A 15,772-nucleotide genomic window follows, 5' to 3' on the forward strand; every position below is an offset into this window, starting at 1 on the left:
GTCAGGAGTTCACGCGGATGATCTCCTGCTGGTACGGCGCGATGACTCCGCCCGAGATGCGGCAGTCGAGCAGCAGGAACGGGCGCTCGTGCACAGGGGTCGCCGCCCACGCCTCGAGCCGGTCGAGGTCGGCCATCGTTCGCACGGCGACGCCCTCGGCGCCGACAGCGGACGCGAGCCCCGCGAAGTCGACCTCCGGGATGCGCATCGGGTCCTCGGCGAGTCCCTTCAGGCCGTAGAGGTTGACCTCGGCGCCGTAGGCGGCGTCGTTCCAGACGACCGCGACGCCGCGGCCGCCCGCGACGCGGACCGCCGACTCGAGGTCGGCGAGGGCCATGAGCCCGCCGCCGTCGCCCGTCGTCAGGACGACCGTCGACTGCGGCTTCGCGAGCGCGGCTCCCGGTACCGACGGCCAGCCCAGGCCGATCGACTGGTAGTGCGTGCCGACCATGACCATGCGATCGGGCGATTCGACGGGCCAGTACATGTTCGCCCAGCCGATGAAGTGGCCGCCGTCGGAGACGACCACGCGGTCGCGCGTCGACGGGGCGCCGTCCAGGAGCTCGCCGATGCGCGCGGCCACGGAGCGCGGGTCGAGCCGGCCGTCGGGCGCGAGGCCGTCTCCGGACTCGCGGACCCGCAGCGGCTCGAGGTCGACCTGCTCGCGCCATCCGCTCGGCGTCGATCCGAGGGCGTCCAGCTCCGCGACGAGGGCGGATGCGACGACTGCCGCGTCGCCGCGGACGAACCCGCCGACGTGGGGATGCGTCGCGGTCGGCGCGACATCCACCTGCACGACGCGCGTGCCCGGTGCGAAGAGGTCGCCGAAGCGCATCGTGAACTGATTGAGCGAGGCACCGAAGACCACTGCGACGTCGGCCTCGCGCACGAGCTCCATCGCGCCGTCGGCGCCGAAGCCGCCGGCCACGCCGAGGTCGAACTCCGCGGCCGGGAACACTCCGCGGCCGAGTGCTGTCGACGCGGTGATCGCTCCGGTGGCGTCGGCGAGGGCGCCGAGGGCATCACCCGCGTCGGCGAGCCACGCTCCGCGGCCGGCGAGCAGGAACGGACGCTTCGCGCCTGCGAGGTCGCGCGCGAGCGACGCGATGGATGCCGCGGCGAACTCGCCCCTCGGCGTCAGGGCGTCGGGCACGTGCGGCATCGGCGCCTCGGGCACGGGGCCGGCCTCGAGCTGTGCGACGTCGTAGGGGATCGCGAGCACCGTCGGGACCCGGTAGGTGAGGGCGTGCTCGATCGCGATGATCGTCGTGGCCGCCGCATCCGCCCGGCCGACCGTGTACGTGCGGGCGCCGACGGCGGAGGCGAGCGCGATCTGGTCGACGTCCCACGGGCGCGGGCCCGACGTCGGCTCGTCGCCGACGACGAGGACGAGCGGCACGTGCGCCTGCACCGACTCGGCGAGGGCGGTGAGGGTGTTGGTGAAGCCGGCGCCGTAGGTCGTGGTGGCCGCCGCGATGCGGTTCGACGCGCGGAAGAACGCGTCCGCGGCCACGACGGCTCCCGCCTCGTGGCGGACCGCGGTGTACTGCGCGGGCGTCTCGCGATCGAGCGCGTCGAGGAAGTACGCGTTGCCGTTGCCCATCAGTCCGAAGACGTGGTCGATGTGGCGGGCGAGGGTGACGGCGACGTGGGCGGAGACGGTGGGCATGGCGAAGCCTCTCGAGACGATGACGGATGCGGGTGACCGTATGTGTCTCGCGCTTCTGGCAGTGGCTGTGAGCGCTGCGTGCTCCTTTTGCGAGCACCGGCACGCGCAGACGCTGCAACCCTGCTGCGGGCGGATGCCGGACGCGTCCATGTTAGCGGCGCCTTGACAGGGCTGCATGCCAGACTGTCGGCCACCACCGACGAGGAGGCGCTGATGCTCGACGAGGAGGAGAGCGCCGAACTGCGCGGTCTGCGTGCTCGCGCCTTCGGCGCCGACGCGGACATCCAGGACGATCCGGTCGCCCTCGCGCGCTGGGCGGAGCTCGAGGACAGGGCACGCGTGACGGCGCCGCCAGCACCGGCCGCATCCCCGTCCGCGGCACCGCCGGCATCGACCGCGAAGCCGCCCGCGACGGCCGATGAGGGCGAGATCACGCCAGAGGCGGCCGAGGGGCCGACGGAATCGGGGGATGCTGCTCCTGCGGCTGCGTCGGAGCACCTCCGACCGCATCGCATCCCCGCCTGGCGTCGACGGTCGGTGCTCCTGGCCGCCCTCCCGATCGTCGCGATCGTCTTCACGGTGGCCTACCTGCTCGGGTCTTCCGTCGCGACGGTGGCGGGCGGCACCGCATCCCCCGTACCCCGCACCGGGACCGCATTGCCTCCCGTTCTGCTCCCGCTCGACGAGGACGGTGTGCGCCAGATGTACGCCGACTACCCCGGCCGGATCACACTGTCGCTCGTCGCCCGCCTCGACGGCGCGAACCTGTGGTGGGTGACGGCGGACGGCGGAGCCACCACGTGCCTCGCGGTCGACACGGCCTACGGCATATCGTCGTCGTGCGCGCCCACATCGCGGGTGGTCGACGGGATCGGTGTGGGAGTCGACTTCGGACCAGGCCAGCCGATCGCGTACTGGGTGACCCCGGGCGGCACTCCGTACATCGAGGTGGGGTCCGACATAGACTCGCTCGCGGCCGAGCACCTGAGCGGACCGCCGCCGTCGGTGACGCCCACGCCGTCGCCGACGCCCTGATCGTGAGCCCGTCCGCGCCTCGCGTCCGGTCCGCGTGTCACGCGTGGGATGCGCGATCCGCGGCGACGCCGTCGTAACGCAGCAGCGCCGGAACGGTGACTGCGATGACGACGAGCAGCACCGCGAGCAGCATGCCGAACAGGAACGTCGTCAGGCCGATGCCGACCACGTGAGCCGTCGCGCCGACGAGGAGTGCGGCGAGCGGCATCGCGCCGATCGCGAGCTCCTGCAGTCCCATCGCGCGGCCCTGCAGCTGCGGCGGCGTCGCGGACAGGATGAGCGTCGTCTGCAGCACGCCGAACGTCGAGGAGACGAGCCCCGTGCACGTCAGCAGCAGGAACGCCAGCCACGGCGCCGTGGTGAGGCCGAAGAGCGCGAACATCAGGCCCATGAGCGCGGTGCCGCCGAGGAACACGGCGCCCTTGCGCTGGAAGTCGCCGAGGCCGGCGACGATGAGCGAACCCGCCGTCCCGCCGACGCCCCAGCAGGTCATGAGCGCGCCGAGCCCGGCGGCATCGAGGCTCAGCACGTCGCGCGCGAAGACGGGCATGAACCCGGAGCTGATCGAGAAGACGAGGGTGTTGGCGAGGATCGTGATCGCCAGGACCGCCGACACGACGCGGATGCGGAGGATGTCGCGCGCCCCGTCGGCGAGCATCCGCCACGCCCCGTCGTGATGCTCGGTCACCCGCGGACGGTCGGCGGGGACCCGCTGCATCGAGATGAAGGATGCCGCGTACCAGGCGGCCGTGACCCACAGAGCGGCCGGTGCGCCGAAGGCAGACACCAGCACGCCGCCGACCGCCGGTCCGAGCATCATCGTCGAGCTGAAGACGAGCGAGTTCAGCGCGTTCGCGTTGCTCAGGAGCGCGGGCTCCACGAGCTCCGCGGCGAGGGCCGCGCGGGCGGGCTGGGAGGGCGACTGCGCGATGCCGATCGCGAGACCGGCCGCGAGGAGGGCGGGATAGGCGGGGTTTCCGGCCGTTGCGAGAGCGGCGATGGCGGCCGTCGCCACGAGTGACCACGCGCTCGCGACCAGCAGCAGGCGGCGCCGCTCGAAGCGGTCGGACAGCACGCCTGCGAGCGGCCCCAGGAGGAGCGGCGCGAGCCGGACCGACGTGAAGACCGCGAGGTCGACCTCGGAGTGGGTCTGCTCGTAGACCATCCAGCCGAGGACGAACGTGATGCTCCACGCGCCGGTGAAGAAGGCGATGTTGGAGACGAACAGCGCCCGGAAGCCGCCGGGTTCCTGCAGCGAGGCGAATGGCCGGAGGGCGGCCGCCGCGATTCCCTTGCCCGCAGCGCGCGCTTCCTGGACGGTCATTCAGTCAATGGTATACCAGAAGCGGCGCAGGTCCGGCCAGAACATCGCCGTCGTGAGGACGAGGGATGCCGCGACGTATGCCCCGATCAGCATCGGACCGAGCCGCGTGCCGTCGACGAGGTCGAGGACCATGCCCGTGATGAGCGCGCCGAGGAGCACCGCGTGCAGCGCGATGCACACCGCGAGGGTGCGCCCGCGATGCGCGGCGACCCGTCCGCCCGCCTGTCCGCTCCGACCTGGCATGCGTCGAGCGTAGCCGTGGAACGGCCGGGGTGCCGCATCCTTCGCGGGCGGTCAAACCCGGCGCGCTCGGCGTCAACTCGGCGGCATCCGTCCCGACGCACAATGGGGGAAACGACGAAGGAGACGCCGATGTCCGCTTCTGCCACGACGGCAACCACCTACCCGCTCGACGACAGCGCCCTGCTCGCCCGCGTCCAGGCCACCGAGGGCGAAGGCCGCGAGATCCTGGATGCCGCGACGCGCGAGGTCATCGGACGGGTGCCGGTGCAGACCGTCGCCGACATGGATGCGGCGATCGCCCGCGCGAAGGCCGCGCAGCCGGCGTGGGAGGCCCTCGGGCACGAGGAGCGCAGCGCGCTGCTCGTGAAGGCGGCGGACGCCATCGACGCGAACGCCGAAGGGCTTGCGCGGCTCCTCTCGCGCGAGCAGGGCAAGCCCCTGAACGGACCCAACGCCCGCTTCGAGGTCGGCGCGTGCTCCGCGTGGCTGCGCACCAACGCGGCGACCGTGCTCGAGCCGCAGGTGCTCGTCGACGACGAGACGCTGCATGCCGAACTCGTCTACAAGGCGGCCGGCGTCGTAGGAGCCATCAGCCCGTGGAACTGGCCGATGATGATCTCGATCTGGCAGATCGGGCCGTCGCTGCGGATGGGCAACACCGTCGTCATCAAGCCGAGCAGCAACACGCCGCTGAGCGTCCTCGCCATGGTGTCCGTCATGAACGACGTGCTGCCCGCCGACGTGCTGATCGGCGTGTCCGGGCCGGGGTCGATCGGCGGCCACCTCGCCGCGCACCCGGACGTCGCCAAGGTCATGTTCACCGGCTCCACCGAGGTCGGCCGCAAGATCATCGAGGCCTCCGCCGGCAACCTGGCGCGTCTCACCCTCGAGCTCGGCGGCAACGACGCCGGCATCGTCCTGCCCGGGACGGACGCTGCGGCCATCGCGCAGGACCTCTTCTGGGGCGCGTTCATCAACACCGGCCAGACGTGCGCCGCGATGAAGCGCCTCTACGTGCACGACTCCGTCTACGACGACGTCGTCGGCGCACTCGCGGAGATCGCCGCATCCGTGCCGATGGGCAACGGTCTCGACGAGGACAACGTGCTCGGGCCGTTGCAGAACAAGGACCAGTTCGACATCGTCGCGGGGCTCGTCGAGGACGCGAAGGCCCACGGCGGCCGCGTCGTCACGGGAGGCGAGGCCGCGCCGGAGCTCGGCGAGCTCTTCTACCGCGCGACGATCGTCGCCGACGTCACGGACGGCGTCGCGCTCGTCGACGAGGAGCAGTTCGGTCCGGTGCTCCCGGTCATCCGCTACTCCGACGTCGACGACGCGTTCGCCCGCGCCAACGCGGCCGACGTGGGCCTCGGCGCCTCGGTGTGGTCGAGCGACCCCGCGGAAGCCGCGCAGTACGCGACGCGGATGCAGTCGGGCACGGTGTGGATCAACTCGCACGGCGGCCTGCACCCGATGGTGCCGTTCGGCGGCATCAAGAGCTCGGGCTACGGCATGGAGTTCGGCGTCGAGGGGCTGAAGTCCGTCGCGGTGCCGCAGGTCGTGTCCGGGCCCGGACGGAAGGCCTGAACCGTGACGGCTCCTGCCCACACGGCGATCGTCGTCGGCGGCGGATCGGCGGGCGCCGTCGTCGCCCGCCGGCTCGTGGACGCCGGCGTCCGGGTCACCCTGCTCGAAGCGGGCGATGAGGACACCAATCCGGCCATCCACGACCCGTCGCGGGCGGGCGAGCTGTGGCACAGTCCGCAGGACTGGGACTACTACACCGTCCCGCAGGCGCACGCCGCGGATCGGCGCCTGCACCTCCCACGCGGGAAGGTGCTCGGCGGCTCCCACGCCCTCAACGCGATGATCTGGGTGCGCTGCGCGCCGCAGGACTTCGACCACTGGGCGTCGGTCTCCTCCGATGCGTGGGCATGGGATGCCGTGCGTCCCGTGTACGAGCGGATCGAGGACGTCCTGCCCGTCCTCGGCGACTACCCGCTCGTGCCCATCCAGCAGTCGATCGTCGACGCGTACGTCGAGGAGGGCGTGCCGCAGAACCCCGACTACAACGGGGAGACGCTCGACGGCGTCTCGCAGGAGCAGGTGACCCTCGAGGACGGCCACCGCGTCAACACATGGACCGCGTACCTGAAGCCGGTGCGCGATCGGCTCGACATCGTCACCGGCGCGCACGTGCACTCCGTGATCGTCGAGGACGGCCGTGCGGCGGGCGTGCGGTACCGCGCGGGTGGCTCGGCGGGAGGCGTGGATGCGGACCTCCGCGCCGACACCGTGATCCTGTGCGCCGGCGCGCTCGACTCGCCGGCGATCCTGCTGCGCTCGGGCATCGGTCCGCGGGCGGAGCTCGAGGAGCTCGGCATCCCGGTCGTGCTCGACGCGCCCGAGGTCGGACGGAACCTCCACGACCACCTGCTGTCGCCCGTGATCTTCGCGACCTCGCGTCCGGTCGGCCCGCCTGTGAGTGGTGTGTCGGTGACGCAGACGCATGCGTTCTGGCGGTCGCGGCCGGAGCTCGAGGTTCCCGACACGCAGCCCATCCACTTCTCGGTGCCGATGTGGGGCGAGCTCGAGCCGCAGGGCGACGACGGGTTCTCCCTCATGGCCGGGATCGTGTCGCCGCAGAGCCGTGGCGCGCTGCGGCTCACCGGACCGTCGCTCGACGACCCGATCGAGATCGACCTGCAGGCTCTCGCGGATCCCGACGACGTGCGCGCCCTCGCTGCATCCGTCCGCCAGGTCCGCCGTGTCGGAGCGCAGCCGGCACTCGCGGAGGAGTGGGGCGCGACCGAGGTGTACCCGGGAGAGGCGGTGCCGGACGACGAGGTCGAGGACTGGGTGCGTCGCACCGCGATCACCTACCACCACCAGGTCGGCACGTGCCGCATGGGGGCGGATGCGGCGGCTGTCGTCGATCCGCGGCTGCGCGTCAACGGCATCGCCGGACTGCGCGTCGTGGACGCCTCGATCATGCCCCGCATCACGACCGGCAACACCAACGCGCCCGCCGTCATGATCGGCGAGCAGGGCGCAGCCTTCCTGCTGGAGGACCTCGGTAGCTGAGGCGCGAGCGGAGGACCTCCGCCGAGCGGAGTGTGGTGTGCGGGGGGAGGGCCGGATGCGGTCCTTCCGTCCTCCCTTCGATCGTCACCCTCCGCTCAGCGGAGGTGACGATCGTGAAGGTCGCTTACGCGGCGGCGAAGGCGAGGAGGCCCGCTCCGATCCGTCCGGCATCCGAGCCGAGCGAGCTGCGCACGACCTGCGGCGGCTCGCGCCACGCGAGCCCGGCCCGCATGCGCTCCGCGAGCGGCACGAAGAGCCCGTCCCCCGCCTCCGAGAAGCCGCCGCCGAGCACGATGACGTTCGGGTCGAGGAGGAGGGTCAGGATGTCGAGACCCTGCGCGAGCACATCGACGGCCTCGCTCCAGATGCGGTCGGCGAGGGGATCGCGGCCGAGGCGTCCTGCGATCTCCTGCGTGCTGAGCTCCGCGCCCCCGGCGTTCCGGTAGCGGCGGGCGACGCCCGCGCCGGAGACGTACACCTCGAGGCAGCCGCGCTGCCCGCACGTGCACTGCTCGCCGCCCGGCACGACGGGGATGTGGCCGAACTCGCCGGCCGCGCCGGTCGCGCCGGTGATGGTGTCGCCCGCCGAGACGAGGGCGGCAGCGACCCCTGTCCCGATCGGCACGAGCACGAAGTCCTGCATCGCGCGCGCGGCGCCGACCGTCCGCTCGGCGAGCCCCGCGGCGCGCACGTCGTGGCCGACCGCGACGGGAAGCGCCAGATCGTCGTGAAGGATGTCGCGAAGGGGGAGGTCGCGCCATCCGAGGTTCGACGCGTAGTGGACGATGCCGCGCGCCTCGTCGAGCATGCCCGGCGTCACGACGCCGGCCGCGACCACGCGTGCTCCGTTCGCATGGGCCGACGTGCGCAGGTCGCGCAGCAGCGCGCGCAGCGCGCCCACGATCTCCGTCTGCGGGGTCGGGCGCGCGATCTCGGCCAGGACGGTGCGATCGTCGCCGACGACCGCGCCCTTCATCGCGGTGCCGCCGAGGTCGACCGCGAGCACCACGGGTCTCCCGGAGGCGGTCATGCGGCGGCCCGCCCGAGCGCCGTGAGCACGTCGGCGACCATCCGGCCGGAGGTGACAGCACGGCTCCCGCCGTCGGACGGGCTCGGGGCGCCGGCACTGGGCACCGTCTCGGCCGCGCGAAGGTGCACCTCGGGGACGGCGGTGGCCGCGACGAGGTCGGCGACGTTGGCGGGCCGCACCCCTCCGCCGGCCAGGACGACGATGCGTCCGCCGGCCTCGGCCACGAGCTCCGCGAGCCGGGCGGCTCCCTCGGTCACGGTCGGCGCGCCGCCCGAGGTCAGGACGCGGTGGATGCCGAGGTCGATGAGCTCCCGGAGGGCGGTGTGCTGATCCGGTACCTGGTCGAACGCCTTGTGGAACGTTGTCTCGGCATCCCCGCAGGCGTCGACGAGGCGTGCCGTGGCGACCGCATCCACCGTCCCGCCGGGCGTCAGCGCGCCGATCACGAATCCGACCTGCACGCCGGCGGGCCGCGCCAGCGCACGGATGGCGCGGATGTCGTCGACCATCGCGTCCACCTCGTCCGCCGTGAAGACGAAGTCGCCAGGGCGCTGCCGGATGAGCACGTTGACGCCGATCCGGGTGGCCCGTCGCAGCGCCGCGGCGACGGTTCCGATCGACGGCGTGATGCCGCCCTCGGCGAGGTCGGCGCACAGCTCGATGCGGTCGGCGCCGGACTCCTCCGCGACGGCGACTCCGGCGAGGTCCTCCAGGCAGATCTCGACGAGGGTCACGCGCGGTGCTCCGCGCGCGCGGCGAGCGCGTCGGCGAGGTCGGCGCCGAGCTCGATCGAGCCGACGGGCGCCCCGCCGCCGAGGATCGGGATCCGTGTCAGCGGCTGCGCTCCCGCGATGTCGGCGCCGAGCGCGTCCAGCACGCGCAGCGCGATGAGCGTGGTGGCGCGCGGACTGCCGTCGACGATCTTCATGGAGACGGCGGTTCCATCCGCGGCGGCCACCCCGATGACACCCTCGGCGCCGCCCTTCGCGAGCGCGCCCGGCATGCCCTCCATGAGCGCCGAGTTCTGGTGCCCGGTTCCGCCCACGTAGAACGGATGCTGCCGCATCGCGTCGGCGACGCCACGCTCCGGCGAGCCCTCGGGCGCCTGAACGAGCCGCCCGAACGCGCGGGCGATGCCGCGGACCGTCGTCCCGAACAGCGGTGCGCCGCATCCATCGATCGCGTCGTGCCCGACGGGCGCGCCGGTGACCTCCGCCATCGTGGCGCGCACATGCTGCTGGAGAGGGTGGTGCAGGTCGAGGTAGTCGTGCGTCGACCAGCCGTTCGCCGCACATGCGAGCAGCATCGCCGCGTGCTTGCCGGAGCAGTTCATCCGGACGCGCGTGCGCGGCTCGCCGGCGCGCACGAGCTGCTCGAACGTCGCCTCGTCCTCGGGTCGGTCGACCGGGCAGCCGAGGGCGCCCTCGTCGAGGCCGGCGCGCTCGAGGATCCCGCGCACGACGCGGACGTGCTCGTCCTCGCCGGTGTGGCTGCCCGCGGCGATCGCCAGCTCGGGTCCCTCGAGCGCCGCGCCCGCCGTGAGGCACGCGAGCGCCTGCAGCGGCTTGACGGTGCTGCGGGGGAGGACGACGTCGTCGGGCGCGCCGAGCTCGAGGAGCGCCCTGCCGTCCGGAGCGGTCGCGACGAGCGTGCCGAAGTGGCGGCTCTCGACGAGTCCGGATCGGACGACGACGGCGAGCTCGGACAGGGATGCGGTCATTCTGGGGCCTTCGCGTTGTGGACCGCCGGGAGGGCGGGGAGGACGGGCTGCGCCGAGGGGCGGCGCCGCGGTCCGTGCTGGAGCCGGGACGCCACGGCGGAGAGGCTGCCGTTGACGACGAGGTAGATGAAGGTCACGACGAGGTACGTCGGGATGAGGAGGTGCAGGTAGGAGGCCAGCACCTGGCCGCGGTACAGCAGCTCCGTGAACGCCACGATGTAGCCCAGCGAGGTGTCTTTCAGGAGGCTCACGAACTGCGTGACGAGCGAGGGCGCGACGTTGCGGGCGGCCTGCGGCAGCACGACGTAGCGCATCGCCTGGGTCGGCCGCATGCCGAGGCTCAGCGCGGCCTCGCGCTGGCCCCGGGGCAGGCTCAGGATGCCGGCGCGCAGGATCTCCGCGAACACAGCGGAGTTCGCCGCCGTCAGCGGGATCACCAGCTGCCAGATCGTCGGCAGCGTGAGCCCGAGCTGCGGCAGGCCGAAGAGCATGAGGTAGATGAGCAGCAGCACCGGCACGGTGCGCGCGATCTCGATGTACGCGCCGCACAGGCGGCTCACCCAACGGACGCCGCTCACGCGGCCGAGCGCGAGGAGGATCCCCAGGGCGCCGCCGAGGACGGCGACGATCGCGGCGGCGAACAGCGTGCCCATGAGCCCGATGAGGAGGTACTCCCAGATCGCCCACTCGGTGAACGGAGCCCAGCGCGCCGGGTCGAGCTGTCCGTGGGAGGCGAACTGCCAGAGCCCGAACGCGATGAAGGCGGCGATGATCAGGCAGCTCACGACGGAGCCGAGGAGGATGCGGCGGCGGCCGCGGGGACCCGGGGTGTCGTACATGAACGACGCGGCGTACGCCCGGCGGGGGCGTCGCGGCTTGCGGGGCTGCCGCACGTCGACGCGGTCGGGGATGAGCTGAGCGGTCATCGGACGATCGCCACCTTTCGTTCGACCCATCCGGCCCCGAGGCCGATCGCCAGCGCGATCGCCATGTAGATGAGGCCTGCGGTCGAGAAGATCAGGATCGGCTGGGCGGCGACGAGGTTGATCTTGTTGACCTCGGCGGTGAGCTCGACGACGCCGACCGCGGCGGCGAGCGCCGTGTTCATGGCGAGCGCGATCATGACGTTGCCGATCGGCTGCACGACGGCCCGGAGGGCCTGCGGCACGACGACGAACCGCAGGGTCTGGCCGAGCCCGAATCCGAGGGCGCGCGCGGCCTCGACCTGCCCCACCGGGATGGTGTTCACGCCCGAGCGCACGGCCTCGGCGACGTACGCGGCCTCGTAGACGGTGAGGACGATGATGGCGGTCGGGGTGAGCGGCAGCATCAGCCCGGCGTCGGGGAGCGCGAAGACCGCCAGCAGCAGCAGTGCCAGCAGCGGCACGTTGATGAAGAACTGCACGTAGAGGAAGGCGGCGGAGCGCAGGACGGGGATGGGGCTCACGCGCGCGATCGTGACCAGGATGCCCAGCAGGATGGATCCGATGCCGGCGATGACGGCCATCATCAGGGTGGTGCCGAGCGCCTGGAGGATCGGTCCCAGGTTGTCGATCAGAGCGTTCATTCCTCGACTCCGTCAGGGGGAAGCGGACAGGCGGCCGCCGAGCGCCAGGGGAGGTCGCCCTCCCTGGGCGCCCGGCGGCCGAAGCGGTCAGGAGCCCGGGACGGACCCGATCTCCGGCGGGGTCGGAGCGGACCCGTCGGTCACCGTGCCGAGGCTGGCCTGCCAGGCCTTGGCCCACTGGCCGCCGGACTGGATCGCCTTCAGCCACGTGTTGATGAACGACTTGAACTGGCTGTCGCCGTGCTGCAGGCCGATGCCGTAGGGCTCCTTCGTGAAGGGGTTGCCGACGACCTTGATCTGCTTCTCGCTCGCAGCGTCGCTCGCCAGCAGCGTGTAGTCCTGCACGTACGCGTCGCCGCGGCCCTGGATGAGGGCCTGGACGGCTGCCGGGTCGGTCGCGAAGGCGGTGACCTTCGCGGTCGGCGCGACGTTGGGCACCTCGGTCACGGCCGGCGTGTTGGCGCCGACGATGACGTTCTTGCCGTCGAGGTCCTTCTCGCTCTTGATGCTCTTGTTGTCGCTCTTGACGGCGACGGCGAGGCCGGACTCGAAGTACGGGCCGGCGAAGTCGATCTGCTCGGCGCGCTGCGGCGTGATCGTGTAGGTGTTGAACACGACGTCGACGGTGCCGTTCTGGAGCATCGCCTCACGCGTCTCGGATGCCGGCGGCACGATCTCGACGTTGGGCTTGCCGAGGATGTAGATCGCGAGGAGCTTCGCGAGGTCGGCGTCGAAGCCGTTGACCTGGCTCGGGTCGGTCGGGTTCTGCTGCGAGAGCAGGGGAGCGTCGAGCGCCTCGGCGACGATGAGCTTGCCGCGCTTCTTGATCTTCTCCATGGTCGAACCGGGGATGATCGCGGCGACGTCGGCGACGGGTGCGCCGGCGAAGACCGAGTCGGCGGCGGACGGGCTGGAGCCGGAGCCCGAGCCGGGAAGGCTCGTGCCACCGCTGGAGCACGCCGTGACGGCGAGTGCGACCGCGGTGAGCAGGATGCCGGCGACCGTCGCCTTCCTGCGGGTGATGCTGCGGGTCATGTGTTGCTTTCCCTTCGTTGGGTGTGGGTTTTTCGGGTGCGGGTCAGTGGGCGAGGACGGAGGCGAGGAACGTCTGCGCGCGCTCGGAACGGGGGGAGTCGAAGAACTCGGCGGGCGGTGCCTGCTCGACGATCTGGCCGCGGTCCATGAAGACGACGCGGTCGGCGGCGCGACGGGCGAAGCCCATCTCGTGGGTGACGACGATCATCGTCATCCCCTCCTTGGCGAGAGATGTCATGACATCGAGGACCTCGCCGACCATCTCGGGGTCGAGCGCGCTCGTCGGCTCGTCGAAGAGCATCACCTTGGGGTGCATCGCGAGGGCGCGGGCGATCGCCGCGCGCTGCTGCTGGCCGCCGGAGAGCTGGGCGGGATGGCTGTTCGCCTTGTCGGCGATCCCGACGCGGTCGAGGAGCTGCATCGCCTCGCGCCGCGCGTCCGCCTTCTTCGCGCCGCGGACCTTGAGGGGCGCGAGCGACACGTTGTCGAGGATCGTGCGGTGCGCGAAGAGGTTGAACGACTGGAACACCATGCCGACCTCGGCGCGCAGCCGCGCGAGCGCCGCACCCTCTTCGGGGAGGAGCTCGCCGTCGACGCGGATCTCGCCGGCGTCGATCGTCTCGAGGCGGTTGATCGAGCGGCACAGCGTCGACTTCCCGGAGCCCGAAGGGCCGACGACGACCACGACTTCGCGGGCGGCGACGTCGAGGTCGATGTCGCGGAGGACGTGAAGGTCACCGAAGTGCTTGTCGACTCCGCGCAGGCTGACCATGGGCTGCGCATCCGTTGCTGACATCCGTTTTCCTTGCATCTTCGACGAGGTTGCTGCGATGAGCGTACTAACAATGGCATCAAAGATGCAATATCGACTTTGAATACTCCAAAATCGATCTAAACTCGGCTACAGTATTCTCATCCCAACCGGTGGACGAGAGGATCGGCGCGATGACGAGCCCCGCAGAAGCGGCACCGCCCAGCAGCTCCAGCGCAGGCGCGATCCTCGATCTCGTCCGCAGCGGGCGCGCGCGCTCCCGGGCCGAGATCGCCCGCAGCACGGGGCTCAGCCCGTCGACGGTCGCGCAGCGCGTCGACGGCCTCATCGGCGCGGGACTCGTGCGCGAGGCGGGTGAGGGCGTCTCCGCGCGGGGGCGCCGGCCGCGCGCCCTCGAGATCGACGCGTCCGCGGGTGTCGTCTGCGCCGTCGACCTGGGCTCCCACCACGCGACTTTCGGCCTCGTCGACATCTCCGGGCGCCTGCTCGCCGTCCGCTCCGAGCCGATGGACATCGCGGACGGCCCCGATCGGGTGCTGCGGTGGATCGTGACGATCGCCGACGAGATGGTCGCCGCGCACGCGGAGCCGGGGCAGACGCTGCGCGGCTACGGCATCGGTCTCCCCGGTCCCGTGGACTCGAACACGGGGGAGATGGTGTCTCCGTCGCGCATGCCCGGGTGGAAGGGCGTGGATGCCGCGGGCCTCCTCGCCTCCCTGACCTCGCTTCCGGTCGCCGTCGACAACGATGCCAACCTCATGGCGCTGGGCGAGCACGCGGCGCTCGACGCCGACGCGCAGCACCTCGTCTTCGTGAAGGCGGGCTCCAGCATCGGCTGCGGCGTGATCGCCTTCGGCGGGCTCTACCACGGACACCACGGGATGGCCGGCGACATCAGCCACGTGACGGTCCCGGGCGGCCCTCAGGTCCTGTGTTCGTGCGGCCGGATCGGCTGCCTCGACGCCGTCGCCGGGGGTGCCGCCATCGTGACCGCCCTCCGCGATGCGGGGGTCGAGGTCGCCGATGCGCGCGACGTCGTCGCGCTCGCCCGCGACGCGCACCCCCGTGCGACGCTCATGCTGCGGGAGGCGGGGCTCCGGGTCGGGAGCGTGCTCGCGACCATCATGAACTTCTACAACCCGCAGCGACTCGTGCTCGGCGGCATCCTCGGCGAGGCCGAGGCGTTCGTCGCAGGCGTCCGCTCGTCGCTGTACTCCGACTGCCTGCCGATGATCACCGACGAGCTCGAGATCACGGTGAGCGTCGCGAAGGAGAAGGCAGGCATCCTCGGCGCCGCGCATCTCGTCCTGGACGAGCTCTTCGATCACGGTCGCGTCGAACAGCTCGTGCGATGACCTCGGGTCACGCCGTCGCCGTCGCCGTCTTCGGTGCGGGGCGGATGGCGCGCGCCCACGCCACGGCGTGGGCGGCGCTCGGCGTGCCGGTGCGGTGGATCGTCTCCCCGCGGCGCCGACAGGAGCTGTGGGACGACGCCGAACTCGGGCTCGGATCCGCGCGATGGACCGACGACCCGGCCGAGGCGCTCGCGGATGCAGACGTGACGATCGCCTCCATCTGCACGCCGACGCCGACCCACCGACTGCTGGCCGAACAGGCGCTTCGCGCCGGCCGGCACGTGCTGCTCGAGAAGCCGATCGCGCTCACCCTCGAGGACGCACTCGCGCTGCAGACGGTCGCGGACGAGGCACCCGGCATCCTGATGGTCGCCCACGTCGTGCGGTTCTTCGCCGGCTACGCGGAGCTCGCGGATCGGATCGCGGCGGGGGCCGTCGGGCGCCCGCGCGCAGTCCAGGCGCACCGGCTGTCGGCTGCGCCGGAGGGCGCGGACTGGCTGCACGACGAGGAGCGCTCAGGCGGCGTGCTCGTGGACTTCGCCATCCATGACCTCGACCAGGCGAACGCCGTCCTCGGCCGCCCCATCGCCGTCACGAGCATCGCGGCCGGTGGAGTCGGCACGGGGTTCGACGGTGCGATCTCCACGACCGTCGAATACGCCGACGGCGGGGTCGCGCAGGTGCTGAGTGCGGTGGATCTGCCCGCCGGGACCCCGTTCCGCACCGGGTTCACGGTCGTGGGGACGGACGGGGTGGATGCGGCGGCCGGAGCGGACGGAGACCCGTTCGTCGCGCAGGCCGCGTACTTCCTCGCATGCGTCGAGTCGGGCGCCGCACCGCGGCGCGCACCGGTGTCTGCTGCGGTCGCGGCCCTGCGGCTCGCCCTCGCCGCCCGGGAGTCCTTGCACTCCGGGCGGCGAGTCGAGCTGTCGTGACCT

Annotated in this window: 15 protein-coding genes; 5 read left to right on the top strand and 10 right to left on the bottom strand. The window is 72.0% G+C overall.

The window, feature by feature from the left end:
- Position 1: 1 nt before the first annotated feature.
- Entirely contained in the window at positions 2 to 1,669 is a 1,668-nt protein-coding gene (locus QSV35_RS12690) for a thiamine pyrophosphate-binding protein (protein WP_286289144.1), read from the bottom strand.
- A 213-nt stretch (positions 1,670 to 1,882) separates the two neighbouring features.
- Between QSV35_RS12690 and QSV35_RS12695 the strand changes: the two genes are divergently transcribed.
- Complete coding sequence (locus tag QSV35_RS12695; protein ID WP_286289145.1) at positions 1,883 to 2,704, top strand: hypothetical protein; 822 nt, start codon at positions 1,883 to 1,885, stop codon at positions 2,702 to 2,704.
- A 37-nt stretch (positions 2,705 to 2,741) separates the two neighbouring features.
- On the opposite strand, the gene QSV35_RS12700 is transcribed toward QSV35_RS12695, so the two are convergent.
- On the bottom strand, positions 2,742 to 4,028 hold the full coding sequence (locus tag QSV35_RS12700) for an MFS transporter (protein ID WP_286289146.1): 1,287 nt from the start codon (positions 4,026 to 4,028) through the stop codon (positions 2,742 to 2,744).
- Complete coding sequence (locus QSV35_RS12705) at positions 4,029 to 4,271, bottom strand: hypothetical protein (RefSeq protein WP_286289147.1); 243 nt, start codon at positions 4,269 to 4,271, stop codon at positions 4,029 to 4,031.
- A 129-nt stretch (positions 4,272 to 4,400) separates the two neighbouring features.
- Between QSV35_RS12705 and QSV35_RS12710 the strand changes: the two genes are divergently transcribed.
- Together QSV35_RS12710 and QSV35_RS12715 are read left to right on the top strand one after the other, a co-directional pair.
- Complete coding sequence (locus tag QSV35_RS12710) at positions 4,401 to 5,858, top strand: aldehyde dehydrogenase family protein (protein WP_286289148.1); 1,458 nt, start codon at positions 4,401 to 4,403, stop codon at positions 5,856 to 5,858.
- Positions 5,859 to 5,861: 3 nt separating this feature from the next.
- Positions 5,862 to 7,355 carry a GMC family oxidoreductase gene (locus QSV35_RS12715; protein WP_286289149.1) on the top strand — a complete coding sequence of 498 codons (1,494 nt, stop codon included), beginning with the start codon at positions 5,862 to 5,864 and terminating at the stop codon, positions 7,353 to 7,355.
- A 124-nt stretch (positions 7,356 to 7,479) separates the two neighbouring features.
- On the opposite strand, the gene QSV35_RS12720 is transcribed toward QSV35_RS12715, so the two are convergent.
- The 7 genes from QSV35_RS12720 to QSV35_RS12750 all read right to left on the bottom strand — a co-directional run bounded on the left by QSV35_RS12720 (position 7,480) and on the right by QSV35_RS12750 (position 13,503).
- Positions 7,480 to 8,385: an ROK family protein gene (locus tag QSV35_RS12720; RefSeq protein WP_286289150.1), complete on the bottom strand. Its 906-nt coding sequence runs from the start codon at positions 8,383 to 8,385 to the stop codon at positions 7,480 to 7,482.
- A complete protein-coding gene (locus QSV35_RS12725) occupies positions 8,382 to 9,119 on the bottom strand; it encodes a copper homeostasis protein CutC (protein ID WP_286289151.1) in 738 nt (245 codons plus the stop codon). Before QSV35_RS12725 ends, QSV35_RS12720 begins: the two co-directional genes overlap by 4 nt.
- The gene (locus QSV35_RS12730; protein ID WP_286289152.1) at positions 9,116 to 10,105 is read right to left on the bottom strand and encodes an asparaginase; all 990 of its coding nucleotides are present in this window, start codon (positions 10,103 to 10,105) and stop codon (positions 9,116 to 9,118) included. The genes QSV35_RS12725 and QSV35_RS12730 overlap by 4 nt, the downstream gene beginning before the upstream one ends.
- Entirely contained in the window at positions 10,102 to 11,031 is a 930-nt protein-coding gene (locus tag QSV35_RS12735; protein WP_286289153.1) for an amino acid ABC transporter permease, read from the bottom strand. Before QSV35_RS12735 ends, QSV35_RS12730 begins: the two co-directional genes overlap by 4 nt.
- A complete protein-coding gene (locus QSV35_RS12740) occupies positions 11,028 to 11,672 on the bottom strand; it encodes an amino acid ABC transporter permease (RefSeq protein WP_286289154.1) in 645 nt (214 codons plus the stop codon). The genes QSV35_RS12735 and QSV35_RS12740 overlap by 4 nt, the downstream gene beginning before the upstream one ends.
- Before the next feature lie 87 nt (positions 11,673 to 11,759).
- A complete protein-coding gene (locus QSV35_RS12745) occupies positions 11,760 to 12,707 on the bottom strand; it encodes a glutamate ABC transporter substrate-binding protein (RefSeq protein WP_286289155.1) in 948 nt (315 codons plus the stop codon).
- Positions 12,708 to 12,750: 43 nt separating this feature from the next.
- Positions 12,751 to 13,503 carry an amino acid ABC transporter ATP-binding protein gene (locus tag QSV35_RS12750; protein WP_286289156.1) on the bottom strand — a complete coding sequence of 251 codons (753 nt, stop codon included), beginning with the start codon at positions 13,501 to 13,503 and terminating at the stop codon, positions 12,751 to 12,753.
- Between the two features lie 149 nt (positions 13,504 to 13,652).
- Between QSV35_RS12750 and QSV35_RS12755 the strand changes: the two genes are divergently transcribed.
- Positions 13,653 to 14,834 carry an ROK family transcriptional regulator gene (locus tag QSV35_RS12755; protein WP_286289157.1) on the top strand — a complete coding sequence of 394 codons (1,182 nt, stop codon included), beginning with the start codon at positions 13,653 to 13,655 and terminating at the stop codon, positions 14,832 to 14,834.
- Positions 14,831 to 15,769 (top strand): Gfo/Idh/MocA family protein, encoded by a 939-nt coding sequence (locus QSV35_RS12760; RefSeq protein ID WP_286289158.1) that lies wholly within the window; start codon positions 14,831 to 14,833, stop codon positions 15,767 to 15,769. Before QSV35_RS12755 ends, QSV35_RS12760 begins: the two co-directional genes overlap by 4 nt.
- Positions 15,770 to 15,772: the final 3 nt, after the last annotated feature.

Source organism: Microbacterium candidum, assembly GCF_030315975.1.
GTDB lineage: Bacteria > Actinomycetota > Actinomycetes > Actinomycetales > Microbacteriaceae > Microbacterium > Microbacterium candidum.